This is a genomic window from Nocardia sp. JCM 34519.1, assembly GCF_020361265.1.
GTDB classification, from domain to species: domain Bacteria; phylum Actinomycetota; class Actinomycetes; order Mycobacteriales; family Mycobacteriaceae; genus Nocardia; species Nocardia arthritidis_A.
This window is the reverse complement of the sequence record NZ_JAIRBR010000032.1, coordinates 1-22,583: the sequence shown is the minus strand read 5'-3', so window position 1 is coordinate 22,583 and position 22,583 is coordinate 1. Positions and strand designations below refer to the sequence as shown.

Annotated in this window: 26 protein-coding genes and 1 pseudogene; 10 read left to right on the top strand and 17 right to left on the bottom strand. The window is 63.7% G+C overall.

Annotated features, from left to right (window positions below):
• Positions 1 to 90 precede the first annotated feature (90 nt).
• Positions 91 to 234 (top strand): hypothetical protein, encoded by a 144-nt coding sequence (locus LGY53_RS41130; RefSeq protein ID WP_225732094.1) that lies wholly within the window; start codon positions 91 to 93, stop codon positions 232 to 234.
• A gap of 77 nt (positions 235 to 311) precedes the next feature.
• Here LGY53_RS41130 and rpoD read toward each other — a convergent pair.
• From rpoD to LGY53_RS44540, 6 genes and pseudogenes are all read right to left on the bottom strand, one after another.
• Positions 312 to 1,382, bottom strand: a pseudogene (gene rpoD / locus LGY53_RS41125) (RNA polymerase sigma factor RpoD); the annotation flags it as partial.
• Positions 1,383 to 1,522: 140 nt separating this feature from the next.
• Positions 1,523 to 2,281, bottom strand: a complete 759-nt coding sequence (locus LGY53_RS41120) for a chitinase (RefSeq protein ID WP_225732093.1) — start codon at positions 2,279 to 2,281, stop codon at positions 1,523 to 1,525.
• A 59-nt stretch (positions 2,282 to 2,340) separates the two neighbouring features.
• On the bottom strand, positions 2,341 to 3,813 hold the full coding sequence (locus LGY53_RS41115) for an alpha/beta fold hydrolase (RefSeq protein WP_225732092.1): 1,473 nt from the start codon (positions 3,811 to 3,813) through the stop codon (positions 2,341 to 2,343).
• A 178-nt stretch (positions 3,814 to 3,991) separates the two neighbouring features.
• Positions 3,992 to 4,156: a hypothetical protein gene (locus LGY53_RS41110; protein ID WP_225732091.1), complete on the bottom strand. Its 165-nt coding sequence runs from the start codon at positions 4,154 to 4,156 to the stop codon at positions 3,992 to 3,994.
• Positions 4,149 to 4,331: a transposase family protein gene (locus LGY53_RS43900; RefSeq protein WP_255664984.1), complete on the bottom strand. Its 183-nt coding sequence runs from the start codon at positions 4,329 to 4,331 to the stop codon at positions 4,149 to 4,151. Before LGY53_RS43900 ends, LGY53_RS41110 begins: the two co-directional genes overlap by 8 nt.
• Positions 4,280 to 4,837, bottom strand: coding sequence for a transposase family protein (locus LGY53_RS44540; RefSeq protein ID WP_374111317.1), 558 nt, complete (start codon positions 4,835 to 4,837; stop codon positions 4,280 to 4,282). Before LGY53_RS44540 ends, LGY53_RS43900 begins: the two co-directional genes overlap by 52 nt.
• 1,572 nt (positions 4,838 to 6,409) lie before the next feature.
• Between LGY53_RS44540 and LGY53_RS41100 the strand changes: the two genes are divergently transcribed.
• Positions 6,410 to 6,667 carry a hypothetical protein gene (locus tag LGY53_RS41100; RefSeq protein WP_225732090.1) on the top strand — a complete coding sequence of 86 codons (258 nt, stop codon included), beginning with the start codon at positions 6,410 to 6,412 and terminating at the stop codon, positions 6,665 to 6,667.
• Positions 6,668 to 7,247: 580 nt separating this feature from the next.
• Here the strand turns inward: LGY53_RS41100 and LGY53_RS41095 are convergent.
• Positions 7,248 to 7,970, bottom strand: coding sequence for a class I SAM-dependent methyltransferase (locus LGY53_RS41095; protein WP_225732089.1), 723 nt, complete (start codon positions 7,968 to 7,970; stop codon positions 7,248 to 7,250).
• A gap of 222 nt (positions 7,971 to 8,192) precedes the next feature.
• On the opposite strand from LGY53_RS41095, the gene LGY53_RS41090 reads away from it, so the two are divergent.
• Positions 8,193 to 9,098 carry an NADP-dependent oxidoreductase gene (locus LGY53_RS41090; protein ID WP_225732088.1) on the top strand — a complete coding sequence of 302 codons (906 nt, stop codon included), beginning with the start codon at positions 8,193 to 8,195 and terminating at the stop codon, positions 9,096 to 9,098.
• 109 nt (positions 9,099 to 9,207) lie between these two features.
• Here the strand turns inward: LGY53_RS41090 and LGY53_RS41085 are convergent, their stop codons facing one another.
• The 5 genes from LGY53_RS41085 to LGY53_RS41065 all read right to left on the bottom strand — a co-directional run bounded on the left by LGY53_RS41085 (position 9,208) and on the right by LGY53_RS41065 (position 12,431).
• Positions 9,208 to 9,666 carry a nuclear transport factor 2 family protein gene (locus LGY53_RS41085; RefSeq protein ID WP_225732087.1) on the bottom strand — a complete coding sequence of 153 codons (459 nt, stop codon included), beginning with the start codon at positions 9,664 to 9,666 and terminating at the stop codon, positions 9,208 to 9,210.
• Between the two features lie 11 nt (positions 9,667 to 9,677).
• The gene (locus LGY53_RS41080) at positions 9,678 to 10,262 is read right to left on the bottom strand and encodes an NADPH-dependent FMN reductase (RefSeq protein WP_225732086.1); all 585 of its coding nucleotides are present in this window, start codon (positions 10,260 to 10,262) and stop codon (positions 9,678 to 9,680) included.
• Between the two features lie 67 nt (positions 10,263 to 10,329).
• Positions 10,330 to 10,827 carry a hypothetical protein gene (locus LGY53_RS41075; protein ID WP_225732085.1) on the bottom strand — a complete coding sequence of 166 codons (498 nt, stop codon included), beginning with the start codon at positions 10,825 to 10,827 and terminating at the stop codon, positions 10,330 to 10,332.
• Positions 10,828 to 10,910: 83 nt separating this feature from the next.
• Positions 10,911 to 11,819 (bottom strand): LysR family transcriptional regulator, encoded by a 909-nt coding sequence (locus tag LGY53_RS41070; protein WP_225732084.1) that lies wholly within the window; start codon positions 11,817 to 11,819, stop codon positions 10,911 to 10,913.
• Between the two features lie 24 nt (positions 11,820 to 11,843).
• On the bottom strand, positions 11,844 to 12,431 hold the full coding sequence (locus LGY53_RS41065) for a TetR/AcrR family transcriptional regulator (protein WP_225732083.1): 588 nt from the start codon (positions 12,429 to 12,431) through the stop codon (positions 11,844 to 11,846).
• Positions 12,432 to 12,523: 92 nt separating this feature from the next.
• Here LGY53_RS41065 and LGY53_RS41060 point away from each other — a divergent pair, with 92 nt between their 5' ends.
• The 3 genes from LGY53_RS41060 (at position 12,524) to LGY53_RS41050 (ending at position 14,356) form a co-directional block, all read left to right on the top strand.
• Complete coding sequence (locus tag LGY53_RS41060) at positions 12,524 to 12,928, top strand: nuclear transport factor 2 family protein (protein WP_225732082.1); 405 nt, start codon at positions 12,524 to 12,526, stop codon at positions 12,926 to 12,928.
• Entirely contained in the window at positions 12,925 to 13,413 is a 489-nt protein-coding gene (locus LGY53_RS41055) for a DUF3237 domain-containing protein (protein ID WP_225732081.1), read from the top strand. Before LGY53_RS41060 ends, LGY53_RS41055 begins: the two co-directional genes overlap by 4 nt.
• Before the next feature lie 91 nt (positions 13,414 to 13,504).
• Entirely contained in the window at positions 13,505 to 14,356 is an 852-nt protein-coding gene (locus LGY53_RS41050; protein WP_225732080.1) for an SMP-30/gluconolactonase/LRE family protein, read from the top strand.
• A gap of 375 nt (positions 14,357 to 14,731) precedes the next feature.
• On the opposite strand, the gene lanKC is transcribed toward LGY53_RS41050, so the two are convergent.
• From lanKC to LGY53_RS43890, 3 genes are all read right to left on the bottom strand, one after another.
• The gene (gene lanKC / locus LGY53_RS41045; RefSeq protein WP_225732079.1) at positions 14,732 to 17,293 is read right to left on the bottom strand and encodes a class III lanthionine synthetase LanKC; all 2,562 of its coding nucleotides are present in this window, start codon (positions 17,291 to 17,293) and stop codon (positions 14,732 to 14,734) included.
• Positions 17,294 to 17,361: 68 nt separating this feature from the next.
• Positions 17,362 to 17,667 (bottom strand): hypothetical protein, encoded by a 306-nt coding sequence (locus LGY53_RS41040; RefSeq protein ID WP_225732078.1) that lies wholly within the window; start codon positions 17,665 to 17,667, stop codon positions 17,362 to 17,364.
• 447 nt (positions 17,668 to 18,114) lie between these two features.
• A complete protein-coding gene (locus tag LGY53_RS43890; RefSeq protein ID WP_255664972.1) occupies positions 18,115 to 18,246 on the bottom strand; it encodes a hypothetical protein in 132 nt (43 codons plus the stop codon).
• Positions 18,247 to 18,257: 11 nt separating this feature from the next.
• Between LGY53_RS43890 and LGY53_RS41035 the strand changes: the two genes are divergently transcribed.
• The gene (locus LGY53_RS41035; RefSeq protein ID WP_225732077.1) at positions 18,258 to 18,986 is read left to right on the top strand and encodes a class I SAM-dependent methyltransferase; all 729 of its coding nucleotides are present in this window, start codon (positions 18,258 to 18,260) and stop codon (positions 18,984 to 18,986) included.
• Positions 18,987 to 19,036: 50 nt separating this feature from the next.
• Here the strand turns inward: LGY53_RS41035 and LGY53_RS41030 are convergent, their stop codons facing one another.
• A complete protein-coding gene (locus tag LGY53_RS41030) occupies positions 19,037 to 19,486 on the bottom strand; it encodes a hypothetical protein (protein ID WP_225732076.1) in 450 nt (149 codons plus the stop codon).
• Here LGY53_RS41030 and LGY53_RS41025 point away from each other — a divergent pair.
• Positions 19,485 to 19,766, top strand: coding sequence for a hypothetical protein (locus LGY53_RS41025; RefSeq protein WP_225732075.1), 282 nt, complete (start codon positions 19,485 to 19,487; stop codon positions 19,764 to 19,766). The genes LGY53_RS41030 and LGY53_RS41025 overlap by 2 nt on opposite strands.
• A gap of 223 nt (positions 19,767 to 19,989) precedes the next feature.
• On the opposite strand, the gene LGY53_RS41020 is transcribed toward LGY53_RS41025, so the two are convergent.
• A complete protein-coding gene (locus tag LGY53_RS41020; RefSeq protein WP_225732074.1) occupies positions 19,990 to 20,559 on the bottom strand; it encodes a hypothetical protein in 570 nt (189 codons plus the stop codon).
• A gap of 399 nt (positions 20,560 to 20,958) precedes the next feature.
• On the opposite strand from LGY53_RS41020, the gene LGY53_RS41015 reads away from it, so the two are divergent.
• Together LGY53_RS41015 and LGY53_RS41010 are read left to right on the top strand one after the other, a co-directional pair.
• Positions 20,959 to 21,228, top strand: coding sequence for a hypothetical protein (locus LGY53_RS41015; protein WP_225732073.1), 270 nt, complete (start codon positions 20,959 to 20,961; stop codon positions 21,226 to 21,228).
• Positions 21,229 to 21,637: 409 nt separating this feature from the next.
• Entirely contained in the window at positions 21,638 to 22,105 is a 468-nt protein-coding gene (locus LGY53_RS41010; RefSeq protein WP_225732072.1) for an NAD-binding protein, read from the top strand.
• Positions 22,106 to 22,583 lie beyond the last annotated feature (478 nt).

Sequence of the window (22,583 nt, the reverse complement as noted above, 5' to 3'; positions counted from 1 at the left end):
CTTGCCCTGGTCCGGAACTGGGACGAGGCGTGGTGGCGTAGGGTCGAGGCAACGAGGTCGTCGAGGCCTTCCAAGCAAAGGACCAACCAGTTGTCCGACAAATCTCCGCGTAGCAAGATGTCCAAGGCTCAGGGCAAATCCCTGAAGGAAAAACGAGCGGAGAAGAAGGCCAAATCGGCCAACCCGCAATCCGGAATCGAAGGCTTCGAGAACAAGGGTAAGAAGCGCGGATAAACCTGACGTCGCCCGCGCCGAGGATGGCCTGGACGAATATTCCGTGGGCAAAGTGGCTCCATCCTCGCCGCGGTCGACTATTCGAGGTAGTCGTGCAGTACTCGTGAGCGGGATGGGTGACGCAGTTTCGACATCGTCTTCGACTCGATCTGCCGGATTCGCTCCCGGGTGACGCCGTAGACCTTCCCGATTTCGTCGAGGGTTCGCGGCTGCCCATCAGCAAGGCCGTAACGCAGGAGCATGACGCCGGCTTCGCGCTCGCTGAGTGTGTCGAGTACCGCCCGCAATTGCTCCTGCAGCAGGGCGAACGCCACCGCCTCGATCGCGACGACGGCCTCGGAGTCTTCGATGAAGTCGCCGATTTGGGTGGCGCCCTCGTCACCGACCGTCTGATCCAACGAGATCGGCTCCCGTGCGATCTGCCGAATCTCCAAAACCCTCGCGGGGGTGATGCCCAATTCCTCGGCCAGCTCTTTCGCGGTGGGCTCGCGGCCCAGTTGTTGAAACAGATCGCGCTGCACCCGTCCGAGTTTGTTGATGATCTCGACCATGTGCACGGGGATGCGTCTGGTGCGGGCCTGGTCGGCCATGGCGCGGGAAATCGCCTGCCGGATCCACCACGTGGCGTAGGTCGAGAACTTGAATCCCCTGCTGTAGTCGAACTTTTCGACCGCCCGCAGCAGACCCAGATTGCCCTCCTGGATCAAGTCGAGAAAGGCCATACCGCGCCCGGTGTACCGCTTGGCGATCGACACCACCAAGCGCAGATTTGCCTCGAGCAGATGATCCTTCGCTCGGACACCATCCAGCACGATCCAGGTCAGATCTCGGCACTGTGCCGCATCGAGATCCGATGGGCCCTCGGACTCGATTCTCAGCTTCTCCGCCGCATATAGTCCGACCTCGATCCGGACTGCCAGATCGACCTCTTCGGCCGCGGAGAGCAGGGGTACTCGTCCGATCTGCTTCAGATACGCCCGTGTCGAGTCCCCACCGGCGGTGAGCTCGGCTTCTTTTCGGGCCCGACGCAGTGTCGGGGACTCGTCCTCGTCCCACAGGTCGGCGTCCGCGGCGTCAGCTTGTTCGGCAAAAGCGCCGGTGGGATCTCGGTCATCCGTATCGCCTGCGGTCGTCACCACATTCGCCTCTCCGAGAGATTCGGGCGGCATCGCGATTCGAGCAACAGGACCGCAGAGAGGCCTCGAGTGGCTCGGCAATCACCGGGACCACTGACCAGCATACTTGGCCAACCGACGGTGTGGCGATTGGAGTCGAGCCCGAGGATTTGTCAGCAGGAGATATTGCCCGGGCCGACGTCGGTGCCGAGCACGCCGACGAATTGCCGGTAGAGATTGATCCGGTCGTCGCGCTCGTCGGGATTCTTGCCGTCGCATTCCAGCGCGCCGTTGATGCTGCGGATCGTTTCGCCGAAACCTCTTTCGTGCACCATCGCGTCGTGCGGGGTCATCGTCCCGGCGCCCGGCTGACTGTTCCAGAACCACAGCGCGGTCTGCCAGGATACGGCCGGGTCCCGTTCCGCCAGGTATGGGTCGTTGAGCAGATCGAGGTGCAGGGCGTCACCGGCCGCTTTGTAGTTGAAATTCCAGCTCAGCTGCAGCGGGCCGCGCCCGTAATAGGCACTCTGACCGGCCGGGCATCCGTACGGCTGGCTCTGGTCGCAGTAGTGGCTGTAGTTGGCAGTGTTCTGCTCGACGATGTACCGCAGGCCGACGGTTTCGTGGCCCACATTGGCCAGGAAAGCCGCGGCCTCGCGCGCACGTACCGCATCGCTGCCAGTGTTGGTGAATTCCGGGTACGCGCTCAGCGAAGAGATCAGCCCCTGGTAGGTGTAGAAGGGGTTCCGATCCGGGAACATCTGGTTGAACTGCGCCTCGCTGACCACGAACGAGTCGGTGGCCGCGGCAGGTATCGCCGCGCCGGCGACCATCAGCCCGCTCATGATCGTCACGGTGTTCAGCGCGACCGCAAGACGGAATCGAAATCCGGACAGGGTGCGGGATAGGGACGATCGTATTAGTTGTGTCATGACATTTGCTTTCGGATTGTGCCGCCCTCGGAACAGCCGGGCGCAGGTTTATCGGGTGGTCAATTCGCCAAGGGAGTTACCTTGATCGGCGGGATGCTGTCGAGGCAGGATTGTGGGCCGGGGCTTCCGGTTTCGATGAATCGCGCCACGATGCCCGCCACGCATCCGCTGGGTTCCTCGTTGGGGGTGTGGCCGAGGTTGGGCACGGAAATGAAAGTGGCGTGCGGGAATTGGGCGGCGGCGAGCTTGCCGTTGGCGACGGGGGTGATCGCGTCGAGATCGCCCGCCAGGACCAGCACCGGAGTGTCGGGCAGCGCGGCGCTGTCGGCCCGGACGTGCTCCACCGCAGGCCAGCGGATGCAGACATCCCCGCCGTCGCGCTGTCCGGCATCGAATCCGTCGGCGCTGAAGGCGCCGAGGTCGATTCCCGCGACCGCCTGCCGGTATTGCTGTTCACGTTGCGGCACAGGGGCATTCGACGCCCACAGGGTGGGATAGTCGTTACACGCCACGGCGATGTACAGACCGATGTTCTCGTCGTCGGGCTCGGCCAGCCCGCGTTCGGCGAAATCGCGTAGTGGGCCGTCGTTTCCGCGCACGGCCTCGTGCAACGCCGCCGGGAGCATGCCCAGCGGTACCAGCGCGTTCGGATCCTGGCCCACATCGCTGGTGGCGGTCTCGAAGATGAGATTCGCCAGTTCGCCCTCGGTGAGTACGACCGGCCGAGGGCGTGTGAGCGTGATCGGCTGGGTGCGCAACCTGCCGGCCACCGTGTGCAGGTCGGCCACCGCGGTATTGCCGTCGCAGAGCTGGCTGCGCTCGCAGATCCGTTGCAGGACAAGCGATACCGCTTCCGCATTGGGTCGCTGCAGCAGATCGAAGTCCAGCGGGTAGGCGCCGGCGAGCACGATAGAACGCACCCGATCCGGATGGCGCCGGGCGTAGATCGGCATCAGATAGGTGCCGTAGGAACTCCCGTACAGCACCAGCCGGTCCACGCCGAGTCGCGCTCGCACCGCGTCGAAATCGTCGGCGGTTGCGGCCGAGGTGTAGGCCGCCGCGCGCGGACCGAGCTTGTCGGCGCAGGTCGCGACCGCATCCCGCTGCTGTTCGCGCGAGCCGAGATTGAAGTCGGCGGTGGAAACACCGCAATCCACCGCCGACGACACTCCGGTGCCGCGCGGGTCGATGAGCAGCAGGTCGTAGCGGTCGAGCAGACCGGCGACCCGCTGAACCCACTCGTCGGATTCGGCGATCACCGGCACACCCGGACCACCCGGATTGGGCACGATGGTGCCCGCGGCGGCTCCGGCTCCGGTGTGCCGCACCACCGCGTAACCCACATCGGTCGTGCCGAGGTCGTGCCGCGACTCGACCAGGTTCCGTGTCAGCACATCGCAATCCACGTGATGGCCCGGCACCGTGGGACACCAGGGCCGCGCCTCGGGTGCCGGGCTCCCGCATGCGGTGAGCCAGGCGATCAGTACCGCCGTCAGCACAACGACGGCCGAAGTCCTTATCCCGCTTCGCATCCGGAATCCTTTCGGACAACTGCCCCGAGGGAAGTATCCGCCGTCGGGCGGGCCGTTCGCTCGATCCCCACTGCACTGGGGCCGCATATTGTTCCACGGCTCTCGGCCATTGGGCTCCGCGGCTCAATTCCGCAGTGGCCGTGGGAATTTGGGGTGCGGCACTGAACGGGGTGTCCGTTCATCCCCCGTGGTAGGGCTCCGAGGTCCGGTTGGTGTAGATGTTCCAGATCTGCCAGTTGTTGGATGTGGAGCAGCCGCCGTCGGCACCGTAGATGCCGTTGCCGCCATCCAGACACTTGCCGTAGTAGGAGTTGTAGAAACCGATGAAATGAGGGTTATTCACAGGCCAGTTTGTAGAAGTGGAGTGCGATTACCGTTGAGATCGTTTCCGGGAACGTCTCGATCGGCCGCCGGTAGTCGGTGTGGATGATCCTCCAGGTCTTGAGGTTCGCGATGACTTGTTCGATCACGCAGCGAATCCTGTTGACCTGGGTGTTGAACTCCTTCTCCCAGCCCAGCAGCTTGCGGTGAGCCGGTTTCCGGATCGGGTGATCATGCCGCTGCCGAGGTATCCCTTGTCCGCCATCGAATCTCTCGGGTCCAATCCGTCGAGCGCGCCGGAAACCGTGAGGCAGTGGCTGTCGTGGCGGCTGCCATCGATCGGATCGGAGATCCACGCCAGAGTGCCGTGCAGGTCCGCGCCGACCTGCACGTTCATGCCGGTCTTCTTGTGCTTGCCGGAGTACAGCTGCGGGTGCGAGGCCCACGACCAGCACGGCAGCAGCGTGCCGTCGAAGATGTACTGGGTGTTGTGATCCAGTTCGTCGGCAGTCGGCACGTACCCGCGCAGCGCTTGTTCCAGCCACGGCGTCACTGCCGCGATCGCGCGGCTGATCGTCGGCTGCGAAACACCGTGCGCCTCGGCCAGTTCCGCCTGTACCCGGTTACGCCGCAGATACGTCAACGCCACGACAATCGAGGTGAACAAACCCCAGAATCGGCGGGCACAGCCTTGTTCGGCCACGGTCGGCGTCTATCCAGGCGGCATGAACGAGGACGCACAGACCGGTGATCTGGTCACGGCGAAATCCGGTGGTGTGGTACATGCGTGGCAGTCCTGCTCGACGAATCCTGTTGGTAGCTGGATTCTTTCGACAGCAGGCCATCGTTCTACAAGGCGCGCCGGTCGTCTGCCCCATCACCCAAAGTCAGGTGGGTAATCGGGTAGTCGGGTTTGGAGTAGACGATAATCAGCGCCGTGGAGCAGCATCCTCGATACTCGATCATCGAGTGCGTCGTGACCGGTTATACGCACTATGGGGTTCTCATCGCTACCGACGCAGGTGAACGAGGCTGGATCGAGTCCGATTACGTAGCCGACGGGCCGATCCGTCGAGAGGAATGGCCGGAAGTCGGCGCCCGCGTCGTCGGCGTGGTCTTGGGTTACGCACAGGCTACCGCCCACATGCCTGCGCGGATCCGGCTCGCAACGATCCCGAGCTATGTCGCCGCCATCCGAGGTAGCGACGATCCGAAGGCCGCCGCGTCCGCGTGGTCGGCCGAGCGGCGGAACCGATGACAACCGTTGTCGAACAGGTCTTCTCATGCGACCTGACCCGAAAACCCGGGTATCGGATCTTCGAGCCGCAGCGATGGCGCAGATCGTTCCAGCGTGCCGGTTGCGCCAACAATCAACCCGTCACCTTGGTTACCGCGCCAACATCCCCGATCAGTTGGACGCGGCAGCCAAACCCGTTGTCCCAGCAGCTGAATAAGCCTCAATGCTTCAATTGTCAGCGGCCAGTTGAAATTCCCCACTCGCGTCCATTTGGCGGGGAGCTATCTGGCCACCGAGGCCAGCCAGTAACAAACGATCGCGTGGCGGAATCTGAGCGATATGCGGCATGTCAGTGCTTTTCGGTCACGCTGGTAGGTTCGATATGGATTGGCCGACGGGAGGGACGGCTCACCGTGAATTTGTAAACGGACTGGGCGCCAGCGTATCGAGAAGGCCGCAGCAAACATCGAAGTAGCCCTGAGCAAACTGTACACACATCAGGTCTTGTTCAGCAGTGGCCAAGATCTTTGTCGAGAGTGGCGAGATAAGCTGCGGCGCAAGCGGTTTCGGCGGCGCCGATGCTCCGGTAGAGCGCGACCGCTTCACACAGGTCGGCCTGGGCATTGATCCGATCGCCCAGACATATCCGGCATCGCGCGGATCCTTCCAGGGCTCGTCTCTGTTCCAGTCTCCATATCGCCCTGGCCGATCCGCTGCCCGGCCAGTGATGGGGTGGCAAACCTTGCCGGCACCTCGGATTCGGATCGGGCGCGGTTGGTCAACACCGGCGCGTGCGGGTTGATCGGGTAGCCCCCACCACACAAGAGGGGTCGCGCAGTCGCGGGGACCGTGTGGTGGGCGCGAGCGGACCGCCGCACGCCGCGACGCCTGGGCGGCGAACGCCCGCGTATCCCGGGAAAACCTCCCGCTAACACTCGGACAACCCTCGACGACATAGGTAGTGACGCCGGTCACACGATTGGCGTCATCCACCACCTCCGGCCACCGTGCCGGAACGATCACAACGGAGTGATTATCATGCAACGCACCAAGATCCTCGCCGCCGCCGGCCTGGCCGTCGTGACCGTGGGACTCGGACTGGGTCTGAGCACCGCGACAGCCACCGCCGACGCCACGGTCAGCGCGAACGCCGGGAGTGGGCCGATCAGCGAAGGCACCACACAGTCCGCACCCACCCCGCCCCTCCCTGCCGGCGGCGGCAGCGGCGGCAGCGTCAACGTCAACGATGTCACCCCCGTCGGTGACTTCGCCCTCCTCGTCGCCGTCAACGTCTGAGCCGGTCTCATCACCGACGCCGAGGCAGCCGTAGAGGAGGACAGCAATCGGTATTTCGCTCGTCCGCCGGTCGAGCACGAGGGCTGGTATCCACTGCGCCCACCGATGCTCGACCGGCGGACCCGCTGTCCGTTGCCAGTTGATCTGATGCAGGGAACGATTCAGTGAGCGCCGTCAACCCGGCTGACCACGAGTGCCGTTGCAGTACTACAGCAATCAAGTCGCAACGGAAAACTATCGACCAGATCCTGACGCGATGCCGACTATTGCAGGCCCATTGTAGAAGTCGACTCCGTATGGCAGGTCGGCCGTGTAACAGCGAGCGGGCAGAACACACTCAACTCGGCATTACCGCGCGCTCAGGGTATTAGCTAACGATGTGCTCTGCGACGTGAATTGGCCGCCTACGGGGAATCGGAACTGGCCGTCCGTGGAGAATTCTCGCTGGCCGCGATCACTTCGATCCCGCCGGGTTTCCGACGTCGATAGTCGGAGCTGCGGTAATCATGGTCCAGATCTGATCTCCGATATCACCGCCGGTTTTCCAGCCGTCGTTGGTCGCTGCGGGGATCCGGGAATACTAGGTGACGCGCGCCCAGGCGAGCATGCCGCGTTTGGTCACGGCGAGCGGTGGGGTGAGGGCTTGGGCGGCGGCGCGGGCTTGCGGCTGTGTCGCACCGCGACCACGTAGATACAGGGTCAGCGCGTCACGGTCCGGCAGGTGAAGCAGGTGCGCATCCCAGCGGTCGACCTCGACGACATCGAATACCTGCGCCAGGAGATCGCGGCCGTTTTCGGCGTCGAAGCTCAGCGGCAGACCCCATCGCGGCGTCACCGAAGCCAATTCGGGATCGTTATAGCGGCTGGGGACGCTGACCGCCAACAGGCCACCAGGGCGCAGAACTCGCTCGGCCTCGCGCAACGCGATCAGCGGATCGGGCAGGTGATAGAGCATCCACAGCATGGCCGCCCCGTCGAATGTGTTGTCGCGGAACGGTAATCGGCATGCGTCCGCGATCACGACCGGCGTCGGCGCCTCCGCGCTGTAACGGCCGCGGTCGACGACCACCGAAGTTATCGCGTGACCGTTCAGCAGGCGTGCCAATTCCCCGTTGCCCCCGCCGACATCGGCGACCAATCGCATGCGCTCGACGGCGAATCTGTCGGCCACGTCCGCATGGACGTTGTGCCTGGACAGAAACCGTTGTGTCGCACGTTGATTGGCGGCGAAACGACCCGGATCGTCGTCGTAGTCGCTGGCCAGCGCCGGCCCTGTGTCGTCTGTCCCGCGATGCCCGTGCACGGAGCGAGTGTGTCGCGTCATCTCGCCCCGGTCGAACTATTTTCGGGGTCCGGGTGTTTCGGTGAGTTCGACGCTGCGGCCGACTCTCGCGTCACGTCCGAACCGGGCAGGCCGACCGAGACGTTCGCCCCAGACCGAGTCGTGGTTCGACTCTTCTGGGAATAAGGGCCGAAACCGGCGAGGTTGGCGGTGTTGATCATCGAGTAGTAGGAGGTAGGGCGTATGCGTGCGGTTCGGATCGATCGGTTCGGCGACGTGGATTCACTGCGGGTCGACGAGGTCCCCGATAGCGCCGCCGGTCCCGGCGAGGTCCTGATCGCGGCTGTCGCTTCCAGCATCAACCCGGTCGACGACAAGACGCGCGAGGGTGCGATCGGGGAGGGAACACCACCCTTGCCGATGACGCTGGGCTGGGATCTGGCCGGCATCGTGATCGACGGCGGCACCAGCCATCTGCGGCCGGGACAGCGGGTGTTCGCGATGTCGCACCAACTCGGAACCGGCACCGGAACCTGGGCCGATCTGGTTGCGCTACCGGCCGATTCGGTCGCGCCCGCGCCGAAATCGATCACCGCCGCCGAGGCCGCCGCGCTGCCGCTGATCGGTCTGACCGCATTACAGACATTGGATTGGCTGGCGGTCTCGGCGGGGGACCGCCTCCTCGTCACCGGCGCCGCTGGTGCGGTCGGCGCGGTGGCGCTGCAACTCGCGCATGCGCGTGGCGCCCAGGTCGACGCGCTGGTTTCGCGAGAAAGCCAGCTCGACATCGTCCGGTCCATCGGTGCGAAATTCGCCACCACCGAGCCGGCCGCGCTGCGGGCCCGCGGCTACGACGCCGTATTCGACACCTTCGGCGCGTTCGTCACCGATGCGGTGGTCGACGGCGGCCGTTACGCCTCCATCGCGACCCAGGCCGGGCCCGTCCCGGACCTGTCCGCGCGCAACGTCCGCACCACCGTCAACCAGGTCCGCGAGGACGGCGCCGGCCTGCGGGAATTGGCCAGGCACGTCGATGACGGACTACTCGGCGTCCGCGTCGATTCCACCTTTGGAATCCATCGAATCCACGCTGCCCATGAACGTTTCGCGCATGCCGACCGCAACGGCAAAGTCGTCGTGACCTTTTGAGTGCATCGGGTCGCCGCGCACCATCGCCCCAGGTGGGATGCCTTGGTGCGCGGCGGATCTCGGTGATGACCCGTCTGCTGCGGCACCTCGAGCAGCCCTCGCCGAACCGTCAGGGTTCGAGGTCGACCATGCCCTTGCCGCTGGGAATGTCCAACGGCACCGAGACCTGGTCGTGGGCGATCAACCAGACCCCGTCGATCTTGCGCATGCCGTAGGTGACCCGGACCCACATTCCGTTCGTCGTCACCCCGCTCGGCAGCGTGCCGCGCAGGCGGGCGAAGGCGTGCCCGAAGGCCACATCGCCGCCCACGGTGAACGTCAGATCGCGAATCTCGTAGGTCACGGTCTCGAAGAACCCGAACACCCGCGCCCAGCTCTCGAGTTTCGCCGCGATCCCGGCATGCTGGAGCGGCGGCTCGATATCGAAGGATACGACGTCGGTCGTGTACACCTGGCGAACGGCCTCGAGATCCTTGGCGCGCAATGCTTCGACGAGCTTGTGGATCTGCCCGCGGATCTCGATTTCATCGCGGTCGGCTTGGGCTCGAAAGTCGTTGAGTGTAGTCATGATTCGTTTCCTCAGGAGTGGGCGAGGGTGGTGGTTTCGGCGGCGCGCAGGGGTGCCAGCGCGGTGCTCCAGACGATCAGCTGATCGAGGGTTTTGCCGAGGGCGGCGACATGGTGGTCGCGTGGTGTGAAGGTGGTGTTGTTCTCGAAATCGGTGAGCACCGAGATCGAGACCTGATAACCGACGTCGGCCATGCCGAGCGTGCTGCAGACCGTCCGCAGCTGCACGACCGCGCGGGCTCCGCCGTTGACACCGTAGGAGACGAATCCGACCGACTTGTTCACCCATTCGGCGAGCAGATGGTCGAGGGCGTTCTTCAGCACTCCGGGCATGCCGCCGTTGTATTCCGGTGTCACCACCACGAAGCCGTCGAACGGTGCGATCCGCTCGGCCCAGGCGCGGGTATGGGCGTGGACCGAGGGGCCGAACATCGGCGGCATCGGCTCGTCCAGGTGCGGGAGCGGGTGGTCGCGCAGGTCGATCAGTTCGAATGCGGCGTCGTCGCGCTGTGCCGCCGTATCCAGGACCCACCGGGCGATCTGCGAGCCCTTGCGATTGGGGCGGGTGCTGCCGAGGATGATGCCGATTCTGGTCATTTCCGAAAACTCCTGTCTAGCTTTGTGTGAATGCGCCGACATTCCGACGACGCAGCGGGCCGGAATGTCAGGGCGCCACGACCGGATGGATGATTTCGGCTCGCATCCGCTCTTTCGGCGTCGCGATATCCCACACCCGAACGGTGCCCTGCGCGTCGCGATAGGCGCCGGTGCCGCCGGTGATGGCCATGTCGAGCGGACTCTCGCCGGTGACCCACAGCGATTGCATGGTCAGGGATCCCCGCTCGAGCCGGGCCGTGAGCAGGCATTGTGTGGTGATCTTGGTGCCGTCGACCTGAATGAACTGGCACGAACCCCCGCCCTGCCCGACCCGCTGGCCGTCCTTCAGGAGCCAGCCGGAATACACATAGAGATCACCCAGGCTCGTGCCGGCCGGCGGTAGGTCGGGGGCCGCGTACTGGTCGTTTTCGACCGCGAGCTCCAGGATCTCGGGATGCTCCAGCGGGCTCGCCGTGCTGGTCTGCGACGCGCAGGCGCTGAGCCCACCGCCGATCAGCAGCGCCCCCGCGGCGGCCACCGCGATCGTTTTCCTCGGCGCTTTCATATGAACTTCTTCCTCGTCTTCGGGCTTTTACCGACACAGAAGAAGTTATGACTCCATGGTTATTTTGGCTAAGACCAATATCGCTATGGCGTTATAGCCGTGGCGGTATGTGGTCCGTTGGACGTCCAGTCCCAGTCGATGATCGTGCCGCGCAATCCGCGGGCCGCGGCCGAGAGATGGTTGCCGGAACCCCAGTACAGGGTGAGCGTTCGGCGACAGCCCGGGTCGTCGATGGCGATCCAGGCGGCAGAGGTGCTGGGGATCGAGCGTTTGGCCAGGTCGGGGACCAGACCGAGGCCGAGGCCCGCCTTGATGAGTTCGGCGATGGCGCCCAGCTCGTCGCCCTCGTAGACGATCCGCGGTGTGCGGTCCCGGGCCGCGAAGAGCCGATCGAGAAGCCGGCGCTGCCAGTGCCCCTTGCCCGCGGCGATGAAGGGTTCGTCGGCGAGTTCGTCGATCGACACCGAGGCCCGGCCGGCCAGCGGGTGATCGAGCGGAGCGGCCAGCCACACCACTTCGTCCAGTAGTCGCACCGCTTCCAGGCCGTCGGTGTGGATCGGCTGGGAGGCGACGCAGAGGTCGACGTCCTGGGCCAGCAGGCGACGAGCCATCTCCGCGGCGGGTATCTGATGAAGTTCCACTTCCACGCCGGGATGGGCCTGTTTGAACGTCGCGAGCGGCCCGATGAACGTGAGAAAGGTTTCCGAGGCCAGTCGCGCGGTGCCGAAGCCCCCGGTGGTGGCCTCGGCGACGGCCCGACGACCGGCGTCGAGTTCCCCGAGCGCCCGTTCGACGTGGTCGCGAAACAGCTTCCCGGTGTCGTTCAGCCGCAACCGCCCGGCCCGATCGAACAGCGGCGTGCGCAGTTCGCTCTCCAACCGAGCGATGGTGCGGCTCAACGACGGCTGCGCGATGCGAAGTTCATCGGCCGCGTGGCTCAAATGCTCGAGCCGCGCCACCACCAGAAACTGCCTGAGCGAATTCAAATCCACGACCTGCTCCCTCGTCTCGTCTGCCTATTCGCGGTCGACCCCCAGTAGGCGGTCGACCGCGTTACGGGCGCGGGTCAGGGCGTCCTTGCGGCCGAGAAGCTGGCGATCGTGATTGGCCTGAAGCACCATGGCATGCAGTTCGAAAACGAGTTGCTCGACGTCTGTGTCCGACGGAAGTTCGCCGAGGCGCAGTGCGAGGTCGACGTCGCGTCGAAGGAGGGCGTCGGCCCGAGTGACCGCTTCGGCGACCGCGTCGCGGACGGGTCCGGATCTGCCGTCGAGTTCGCTTGCGGCCGCGACGAAAAGGCATCCGCCCTCGAATGTCTCCAGGTAGTCGATCCACAACGACATCAGCGCCCGTAGCCGCGGGAGTCCGGCGGGCTGTTGCTCGGCGGGCGACAGAACATCGCGCTCGAAGACCCGCGATGCCGCCGCGACGATCGAGAGTTGGAGTTCCTGCTTCGTGCCGAAGAGCGTCTGAATTCCGCTCTTGCTGATGCGTAGCACCTCCGCCAGGCGGCCGAGCGTCAAACCCTCGATGCCCTCGACCGATGCGACGTGCATCGCCCGATCCACGATCGCGGTGCGGCGGGCATCACCTGTTCGCGTCATGCGTACGATCATATCGAACTATACGACCATACGTATTGACACGTACGATCGTATCCTTTAGCGTCGGAGAAATCCGACCATATGGAGATGGCATGACAGTCCAGTCCACAACCCTCGAACTCTCGGCGATCGCGAGCCGATATTCCGCCGCGTGGGAGGCGCACGACGTCGACGCGATCGTTGCTCTGCATACTCCCGACTCGCAGTTCCAGGCCCACGGCCGCAGTGCCGCGATCCATGGCCGCGAGGCCCTGCGCCGCGAGTTCGCGCAAGTCTTCGAGCTCTACCCCGGCTTCGGCTGCCAGCAGCGGCGTCTGCTGCTCGGCGACGGCCATTGGGTCCTGGACTGGACGCTGACCTTCCAGCGGCCCGGCGAAAATCGTCGAGGTGTCCACTGCCTCGACGTCGTCGAGGTGGCGTCCAACGGTCTCGTCGCGCGCAAGGACACTTTCTTCGACTTCGCCGAGTTGAAGGCCGCGCTGGAGGGTGCCGCGTGAGCATCGCAGGCTTGTTCGATCGGGAGGTTCTCGATGCGTTACCGGTCGAGCATCTGTGTGATCTCAGCATCGATCTGGAGCCGGCCCAGGTGATCTCGACCCCGCTCGGCACCCGCATGACGTTTGTGACCAAAGGCGGTCGATTCCACGGGCCGGGCTTCCGCGGTGAAATGCTGCCCGGAGGCGGCGACTGGGTATGGCTGGGCACCGACGGAATCAGTCGCATGGACGTCCGCGCGACCCTGCGCACCGACGACGGCGTCCTCATCCAATACGAGTCGAACGGAGTGCTCCGATTCCCGCCGAACGGCCGACAGCGCCTCGCGGCGGGGGAGCGGCTGTCGGTAGACGAAAGCTACGTGCGGCCGACGCCGAGATTCGAGACTTCTGACGAACGTTACTCGTGGCTGTGCGGGCTCGTCGTGGTCGGCTACGGCGAATACGGTCAAGGCCGCATAGACCACCGAATGTATCGGATTGTGTAGAAGTACGTTCGTGCCGACGGCAGGTTGTCGAGACGACGGGATCCCGTTCGTATAGGAGGTGACATACAACGACAGCCGAACGGAGAGAGCGATGTCTCGACCGAGAGTCCTGCTGGATGGTTTGGGGATTCCGGAGTCCCCGCGCTGGCATGAGGGCCGCTTGTGGTTCTGCAACTGGATCGATCGGCAGGTTGTCGCCGTCGACTTGGACGGCAACGCCGAGGTAATGGTCACGCGCGATCGCGACAGCCACCCGATGGGCTATTCGATCGACTGGTTGCCTGACAACAGATTGCTGGTGACCGGAGACAAACTTCGCCGCCGCGAACCCGACGGATCGTTGGCCGTGCACGTCGAGCAACGCGCGAATGAGATCGTGGTCGACGGTCGCGGCAATATCTACCTCAACGGCGCGGACTTCGAATTCGTCGCCGGGGCACCGCCCAAGCCCGGCTACATCAAGCTCGTCACTCCCGACGGTCGATTGCGCCAGGTCGCAGACGATATCGAATTCCCCAACGGCATGGTCGTCACTCCCGACAACCGGACGCTCATCGTGTCCGAGTCGTTCGCCGGAAGGCTCACCGCGTTCGACATCGACGCCGACGGCGGACTGTCCAACCGTCGGATCTTCGCCGAGGGTCTCGGCCCGGACGGGATCTGCCTCGACGCAGACGGCGCGGTGTGGGCCTCCACCGGCGGCCACTCGATCGTGCGTGTCGCCGAGGGCGGGGAAATTCTGCAACACGTCGAACTACCGGAGAACAGGGCCCCTTTCGCACTGATGCTGGGCGGCTCCGACCGGCGAACCCTGTTCATCCTCACCGCAGAATGGAGACTGGCCGACAGCGTCACCGACAACCTCACCCGGCTCAACACCGGCCCACGCACCGGCGAAATCCTTACCCTCCGAGTCACCGTTCCCGGCGTCGGTCGACCATGAAACCCGATGAACACGAACGCACGACAGTGCTGCGGTCGATCTGGCCGCACCAGATGCGATTGCGCAATGGGCATTCGCGCACCCGATGCCGACACGCTCAGTGCGCAGATTGACAACATGACGCGCCCCAGGCGCGGCTTCGTACAGCATCTACCCGAAACCGCATACCCCTCGCGCTCAGGGCTGTTTACGTTGGTGCGGACAATCGGATTGTCCGCACCAACGAGTTACCCGCCTCCAACCACGCGACAGCAATAACAGTCTTGATGACCGGAGCCGCGTGACGCTATTGATGCCAGACGGAGCTGACAAAGCTCTTGAAAGCCCGTTCCGGCTCTTTCTCGAGATTTTGGAGTTCAAGGATCTCGACCATTACTACTCACCTCCTTTCGAGTGTTTGGTTGCTGTCTCGCACGACTCGCCGTGCAAGTCGAAAGGTATCCCTGGAAGTTCGATCGGAGCATGGACGGCGCTGTGCACGGCGCAGAGAATTCCTGCCGATCCGGTGGTGAGATCGGTAGACAAACGCAGCAGCATCCGCCCCGGAAACGCGATGTGTCCGCGATAGTTCATCGCGTGCCAAGACAGATCGAGCAGATGCTGGTCGGTCGGCTCCCGCCGGAGAGCCTGATACATGATCATGGATCCGCGGCCCTCGAAGAGTCCGGGCGCGATGGTCAGACGCGGTCGGCACAAGCGATGCATACCGGCGAGGAGATCGGAAAACTCCGGCACAGCACGGAATCGGAGGTGCTCGGACACGGCCAACGCGGTACCGATGGTGCCCTCGGCGAGGTAGGGCAGCATGCGGTTGCCCTTGTCGCTTCTCAGGAATGGTATTCCGTGGTCCGTCTGGATTCCGGCCAGATCCAGCCACAGCGCCCGCTCGGCGGCGTCGAGCCATTCTGAATCGGCGGTGTAGTCGAACAACCGATGAAACAGGTGTGCGAGTCCGGATGGGCCGTTCAACAAACCCGGCAGCGCCGGAGGGCGACGAACGAGGTGCGGGTCGTCCATTAATGTGGCAGCCAGTTCGGTTCCGATTTCGATTGCTCGCTGGTGATCCCCGAACTGCAGAAAAGTTAGTGCTATTCCGGCGGCACCACTGTGGACACCACGATCATTCGGCCGCATATCGCACTGGAACGGACGGTCCGGAATACGTGCCAGAAATTCGCGTGCTTCCTCCTCCCGCTGCAATTTCAGCAGGCACCAGGCGATTCCGGCCAGACCGTCGTACAGGCCGAAACCGAGATCGGTCGCGTTCCGGGTCTTATCGACGAGCCATTCGAGGTGTTCGTCGGGGATCCGACGGCCGCAGGCATGCAGCGCGTAGATGACGCCGGCGGCGCCGTAGGCGAGTCCGAGACCGATTCGCCCCCACCCGAATTGTTCGATATCGCCGGGGTAGAGCCGATCGATGCGCTCGGGTGTGGCTGCGGCGAGGATTCCGTCGCCGATCGAGTCCAGCACGTTGTCCCAGACGGCAGTATCGGACGCGGGTGCCTGCGGCCACCGAAACTCCGCACCGCCTGCCGCTCCCGCGGGTAATGCCCCACCAGCGTGGGCATGCAGGTCCGTCGCTATCTTCGCCCCGAATCCGGATTCCACCGGATAGAACGTGTCGATGAGGTTTGCGGCCTCTTCCGCCTTCGCGGATGCCAAATGCAGCCAGTGGTTGAATGGCGCGAACAGATACATGCGGATGGCTGCCAACGCATAATGGTCGATGGCTGTCCCGGTCCGGGCGGTGGGACAGGAGAATCCGGGGGTGGCAAGGCCGGGGTCCGCTGTCGATCCGATCTCGAAGGAGGTCTCGAAGTCCACCAGGACACAGCGGCCGTCCGGGCGGACGATGATATTCGTCGGCTGCAGGTCGGCCAGGACGATACCGCGCTCGTGAACCTCGGCGAGCATCGTTTCCAGTTGCCCGACGATATCGCGCACCCATTCGGTGTAATTGACCAATTCATCTGCACTGGGGTCGGGATGAGTCAGCGGGCAACGGTCGACGAACATCCTTTCCAGGATTTCCCCCTCAATGTATTCCACCACCAGGTAGTGATGCTCCCAGGCTCGAATGTGTTCGTAGAGCTCGGGAACGAAATCGAGTCCGTTCAGTTTCGCCAGCACGAATCGTTCGTTGTGCAGCCGATGGACCGCATCGTTTCCCGTCCGATCGATACCCGCATGTGGTCTGGCCTCGCGCAAGACGACCTTCCGGCCGGTGCGCTGATCGGCTGCCAGATAGATTCCGCCGCCGTTGGAGAAATGTAGCGCCCTATGCACATCGAAGGGAAAGCTGTCCCTATCCGTTGCCCGGCGGGCTATTGCCTCCGAAATGAAATCCGGCACCGGTGCCCAGTCCGGCACCGAAAATGTCGGTCCGCGCCGATCGGGGACTTGCCGTCCATCCGGGGTCGTCAGCGTCGGTTTGGGAGCAAATGCGCCGTAACGAAGATACAGCGGCCCGTCCTGCCAGCGCAGATCACTGAGAATGTACGGGCCCGATGTGCCCCGCAACGCGGGACCCAGCTCGTCCAGCAGCTTCCGCAGCTGGATGGCGGTCTCCGGATACACGGTGATGAATTTCCCACTCCCGGTCCGATCGGCGTACTTGGAATTCTGTACGGCCAACATCAGCTGACTTCGCAGGAATTTCATGGGGAGACGGTTGGCCACACAGTAGTCGATCACTCGGGCCAGCACCCCCTCCGCCTCATCGGCGCAGGCCGACACATGCACCTTCCACCCCTGCTCCGGCAGAATGACGTCGGCCGGCATCAGGTTGACCCACGGGTCCGAGTACGCTCGTCGCCATCCCTCCGGGAGTATCCGGTCAGCGTCGGGAAACCTGCAATCATCGCCCGCTGCCCGTGCCGGGTCGTCATAGAACAACGGATCCGCCAAACAATATCTGTCGTATTGAACGTCCATCGGTCGCCCTCCGCGGTGCACATATCTCGAGAGGTGAGGTGAGGCCAGCGTCGCAGGTCCGATTCAGGTCATGGGACGAGCTTTCTGCGTGGCTGGAGTACACCAACCGATTTCCGAGTGCGGTAAACGCCGCAATCGAATTCGATACCGGCGAATTCCGGACACCAATCGATCGCATTCTTCGGAATGTCCGAGGTCGTCGTGACCCGGCTCAGCCGTTCCTCCTCGACCGCGGCGACCAGCTCACCGTCGATCACCAGCGACGCCGAGGCATCGTGGCCGGCCAGCAGGTTCCGCGCGACGCCGACAGCACCGTCGTGTTCACCGAAACACTTTGCACCACTGGCGAATCCGTTGTAACCGAGGGTGATCATTGGCTTCAGCCTCCCAGCGCGACACGGGCGGCGAACGGCAGGTTCGCCTCGCACGCGCATGGTTTGATTCGAAAGATGTTGCCCCACTTGCCGATCTGCCCACTATCCGATCGGGCCGATCGACAACGTTACGGAACTCGTTGCAGCACAGTCGCAATCGGGCAAATGTGACATAGCTCCATCATGCAGTACGGTCCCCTTTATCGGGACATAGCAATAAGCTGCCGTATGCAAGCAACGCCGCGATTGGATACGGATGTATCGACCGCACCGAGGGTTGCGGCAATAGACAGGGTCGCTGTCTATTCGATGACGCCGGCCACCGGAACGGTGAGTCGGGAAAACTCTGCCAGAGGTATTTGCAATGGCGAAATATCCGATGTTGATCGTTCTCGAATATCGGGACGACCTGGATCGGGCGCTTCGGCGCCGAGGTGTCGACCCCTACTACATCGTGAACGCGCCGATGCATACCGAGGTGATGCGGGCGCCGCGAGCGTGGGCGGCCCGCAGCGCATCGAGCACCGCCTGCGGCACGGAGTCGACCGGCTGTGGATGAATCATCGTTGGTGCGAACACCTTTCGACGCTATGCCGTATGCGATCGTAGACCACCCACGCATCGCGTCCATCCACGACGCATTCGAAGGACAGCGCGACGACCTGCTCGCCTATGCTGCCGTTGTCGACGAGTTGAACGCACGGGTAGTGCTCGATGTCGGTTGTGGGACCGGAACTCTGGCCGAGCTGCTGGCGCGCGAACGTCGCACAGTGGTGGCGATCGATCCCTCCGAGGCGTTCCTTGCCGTGGCAAAGGCGAAGGGTGCACCGTCGGGAGTCACGTGGCTGCACGGTGACGCGGCGACCGCACCCGAAGTAGGTGCCGACCTCGCGGTGCTGACCGCGAACGTGGTGGAGGTATTCCTGACCGACGAGGACTGGGCGGCGGCCCTGACCGGGATTCGTCGTGCGTTGCGCCCCGGCGGTTTTCTCGTCTCCGGCATCAGACACCTGGACCGTCGCGTGTGGGTGGACCGAGCAGCAGACATCGTCCCTGCGGTCCTCGACGTTCCCGGCATCGGACGTGTGCAGGACCGCCTGGAGGTCACCGCGGTGAACCTTCCGCTCGTGTCGTTCCGAGACACGTACACCTTCGCCGCAGATGGTGCCGCAGTCGCATGGGAGTACACGCTGCGTTTCCGCGAGCGCCCGGAGATCGAATCCGATCTCACGGACCATGGTTTCCGCCTCCAGGACTTCCGGGACGTACCGGGCCATCCTGGATGCGAAGTCATATTCGTCGCCGAACGTGTGGATTGAACCAGCAACAAACGCCGCTCGCCGAATGCGTCGCAAACTACGCGGATCGGTCACACCGACGCTGCCAAGATATTGGAAGCGCTGGACGCCTCTCTCGGGTCAACCTCTTGACAGGGTTCGTTCGACAGCTGGGTTTCCGGACCCTTTGGTTCAGGATGGTTCCCACGTAACGACGTAGCGCTGCGGGGGCACGGTGCCATCGGCGCCGCCGGGTTACTCAGGTGAAAAAAGTAGTTGCAGTCCAACATGACGTAGCCGTTCGTCTGCGTCGCGGGGTCTGCGCACATGGCGGGCGTGAGATAGGTCGGGCTGTCACCGTCGGCGTAGTAGACGTAACAAGCCGGCGCGTCGAGGCTGGCGGCGGTCGGCTCCTGTGCGGACGAGCCAGGCGCCGCGGCAAGTATGGATGCCAGGACGCCGAGGACGACGGCTGCCGCAGGCAGGGGCCGGATGTACTGCACCCAGCGACGATAATCCAACAATTGCCAGACGTCTTCCATGCTGATCGCCCAATGGAGCCGTGAGGTGCAGCGCGAACGCGAACTGGTGCAGGCACAAATCGCTGCGATCGAGGCGAAATCCGTTGCAGATCATAGGATGAGCCGAGAAGAAATCCGGCAGATGGTCGACTGCCTCGGCGGACTGCTGGCGATCCTGCGATCGGCCGATCCCGCCGACAAACTCGAGACCTACCGGCACCTGGAACGCGCTCCCTGCCACCGTTATGGGGACCACCGCATCGCCAGTCGTGGGACTACCGACAGCGGGTGTTCTGCTTAGCGAATATGTTCCAGATCCGTGATGCGGGCCGATCATGGCGACGGCGACCGAGCGCACCAAAATGGCGATTATCGTGCGTTGTCAGCTGACAGCTGATCTCACGAACCTCCACAGTTGCCGACTATCGCGGGCGCAGCTGCGCCCGATTCTGGCGGAGCTGGTGGCGATCAACTGCGATGACGGTGAGATCGTTTGGTCTTGTCGATCCGACACGGCAATGTGCTCAGCCGAATGTCCCAAATGCCCCAACAAAACCGAGGATAATTTCTACCCACGACAGCGACCCGATACCGAATGCCGCCACGAGTGCGAATCCGGTCAGCACGTCCTCTTCTGTGGGCTGTGGTGGTTCGACAGTGTGTCCGAGCGCTTCGGTCGTGGTCGGCGTCTTCCACTCCACATAGACCGACCCGTTGTTCAGCATGGCAAACGTGCAGAACGACTTCTCGATCTCTCGCGGCCCACCGTTGAGGAATCTGCTTGCGCCATCGGATATCGGTTCCAAAGTCAGCACACGGTCATCGATTTCGGCGACGACACGATAGCTACGTTTGAGCGCGCGGCCGCGCCCTGGTAGCACCTTCATCCGACGGTCGTTCACCCACGCCGCGAGACAGCTCGCATCCCTGGTCCCGATCGGAACGCTGCGACGCGTCCGCGCACCGACACGTTCGATGATTACCACCGACGAATCCGCTTTCCTGAACCGCGCCGTACAACGGTCATCGGCCTTCGTGACAACAACATCCCCGAAAGCGTTACTGTCGAAGATTGTTTGCACAACGTCGGACACTGGTGCTCTACTCCTGCAATGCGCCGGTAGATGCCGCCACCAGACCCCCGGTCATATGAATTGTACAGCGGGCCATGGCCCTCCATGCAATCGAACTCCTGATCCCGATCGCTGCAATTCTGGACGGCTGCTACATCGTCGCCATCGCAGGTCCGCTGCACCCGCGATTACTGCCGGACCCGCCTACGTTTTCGATTCGGGCGGCAAGATCACCCGATGGCCCACGTTCATGCACTACCTACGGATGCGATCAGCGGGAGGTTCTGATACGGAACCAAAGGGGCAAATGTACGGTAATGGCGCATATCGGCCGTTCGGGGATCCAGAGTGGTTGGCCGCCAGTCGATCTCATAGCCATCCGTAACTGCCGAATTGCGTGCGTCGGTGCGAAGAGCGAACATGGTGGGTATGGAGCCGGTCGATAGTAATCTGAGATACCTGCTCAACGAGTGGGATCCGATCGGCGTCGCCGACATGGTGGACGACGAGTACGACTGCCTGCTAGCACCGTTGCTGTCGAGACTGGACGCTGGAGCCAGCCGGGCTGAGATCAGCGAGTTCCTCTGGCGGGAACTGGAAGATCACTTCGGACTGAGCCCGGAACTCCATGCGGTGGATCCCATGGCTGATCGTCTCGTCGCATGGTGGGCCGCAGCCCATTCTGCATGAGCCCGGATGGGGCACTCGCCTGACACCGACCGGTGACTCAACGCACTACTCTGCCGCCGGTCGGGCGTTTGCTGCGAGATCGACTGCGGCGCAGCGCATCCGCACATGCCGAGTTCCGTACGCACGCAGAGTTGGCCCCGCCGCGGCGGATTGCCCGGTCCGGTGGGAGCTTCGGCCAGGCTGTTTGCTGTGGTGACAAGCAAAGAGCAAGGCCCACATCACAACATCGGCCCACCACGCCTGTGGCTGATGCCGGACCAGGGCAAGCTGGTCTGCCGGCTGGTGGTGTGGCCAGTCGGACCGGGCAGGTAGCCGGGACCCGTCGATGTGCACGCGTGCGCGTCCAATGCGTCGGGGTGAGGTCGAGGGCTGGGCCGCCGGGCATCGAGGATGCTCACACCGGAATGGCGTGCTGGGTAACCTGATGCAGGATCAGTGTTTCGATCGATCGACGGAAGGAGCCCTGCTGCCTCTAGCTCAAAGTGCTTGCCAGATCGCCGATCTCGGCTCGGACCGCCTCGCGCACCAGGTGCACGACGGCTCGGAATCGATCACCCTGCTGCAGCACGCCGAGCTGAACGCGGGACGATTCGTCGAAATGATCAACGATTCGATCTTCCCGGGCGCGGTGTATAGCGGCTACGGCAACGCCATCGCGACGAACACATACACGCCGCCAGGGTTCACCACCACCCTGGGCTTGAAGGACCTGAATCTCGCGCTGGGCACCGCCGCTGAACTCGGCGTCGACCTACCGGCCGGACCGGTCCTGCACGACGTGTTCGCCACCGCGGTCGAGCAGATCGGCGCGGACCTCGACTGGGCGAGCGTCGCCGAAGTCATCCGGCAGCGCTCCACCGGCCGACCTCACTGGTGACGGCTATCACGACGATCTGCTGGCGGCCGCTCAGCCACGTCCACGGCAGCATCGTGGCGCTCAGTGCGATCGCGGCGAGGACGAACAGTGGCACCGCGACCGTGGGGAAAAGGACTCGGCCCGTGGGCAATTTGACGAGCGCGCCGGGTAAGCGCCGGGGAATCGAACCTCACGATGCTGCTCGCTCCGCCGAGCGCGATGGCTCGCAGCCTCTACTACGACACCGTCGGATGGGGTTCACAAGCGGCTCTCCGGTGTGCCTGCGAAGCCTTCGGCGCCGACCATCTCGTGCCGGGCAGCGACTTTTCCGCCCTACTGGCGGTCGAGTCCTACCGGCGCACGTCTAGGTGACCGCTACCGGTTCGGTGTCGCTGCCTGCGGCTTCTCGAATGTCATTACAGCCAACTAGACGAGTAAGTCCGAAGTGCTGACGATGCCCGGACATGGGCGGAGGGCGTCGAAGACCAGTGTGTGAGCA

What these genes read in the sequence shown, in the direction of transcription:
- LGY53_RS41060 (WP_225732082.1), top strand. Translation starts at nt 12,524, where the DNA reads ATGACAGTCCAGTCCACAACCCTCGAACTCTCGGCGATCGCGAGCCGA.
- LGY53_RS41075 (WP_225732085.1), bottom strand. Translation starts at nt 10,827, where the DNA reads ATGAAAGCGCCGAGGAAAACGATCGCGGTGGCCGCCGCGGGGGCGCTG.
- LGY53_RS41035 (WP_225732077.1), top strand. Translation starts at nt 18,258, where the DNA reads ATGCCGTATGCGATCGTAGACCACCCACGCATCGCGTCCATCCACGAC.
- LGY53_RS41030 (WP_225732076.1), bottom strand. Translation starts at nt 19,486, where the DNA reads ATGGAAGACGTCTGGCAATTGTTGGATTATCGTCGCTGGGTGCAGTAC.
- LGY53_RS41040 (WP_225732078.1), bottom strand. Translation starts at nt 17,667, where the DNA reads ATGATCACCCTCGGTTACAACGGATTCGCCAGTGGTGCAAAGTGTTTC.
- LGY53_RS41015 (WP_225732073.1), top strand. Translation starts at nt 20,959, where the DNA reads ATGGTGGGTATGGAGCCGGTCGATAGTAATCTGAGATACCTGCTCAAC.
- LGY53_RS41065 (WP_225732083.1), bottom strand. Translation starts at nt 12,431, where the DNA reads ATGACGCGAACAGGTGATGCCCGCCGCACCGCGATCGTGGATCGGGCG.
- LGY53_RS41100 (WP_225732090.1), top strand. Translation starts at nt 6,410, where the DNA reads ATGCAACGCACCAAGATCCTCGCCGCCGCCGGCCTGGCCGTCGTGACC.
- LGY53_RS41120 (WP_225732093.1), bottom strand. Translation starts at nt 2,281, where the DNA reads ATGACACAACTAATACGATCGTCCCTATCCCGCACCCTGTCCGGATTT.
- LGY53_RS41025 (WP_225732075.1), top strand. Translation starts at nt 19,485, where the DNA reads ATGCTGATCGCCCAATGGAGCCGTGAGGTGCAGCGCGAACGCGAACTG.
- LGY53_RS41115 (WP_225732092.1), bottom strand. Translation starts at nt 3,813, where the DNA reads ATGCGAAGCGGGATAAGGACTTCGGCCGTCGTTGTGCTGACGGCGGTA.
- LGY53_RS41090 (WP_225732088.1), top strand. Translation starts at nt 8,193, where the DNA reads ATGCGTGCGGTTCGGATCGATCGGTTCGGCGACGTGGATTCACTGCGG.
- LGY53_RS41080 (WP_225732086.1), bottom strand. Translation starts at nt 10,262, where the DNA reads ATGACCAGAATCGGCATCATCCTCGGCAGCACCCGCCCCAATCGCAAG.
- lanKC (WP_225732079.1), bottom strand. Translation starts at nt 17,293, where the DNA reads ATGGACGTTCAATACGACAGATATTGTTTGGCGGATCCGTTGTTCTAT.
- LGY53_RS41085 (WP_225732087.1), bottom strand. Translation starts at nt 9,666, where the DNA reads ATGACTACACTCAACGACTTTCGAGCCCAAGCCGACCGCGATGAAATC.
- LGY53_RS41050 (WP_225732080.1), top strand. Translation starts at nt 13,505, where the DNA reads ATGTCTCGACCGAGAGTCCTGCTGGATGGTTTGGGGATTCCGGAGTCC.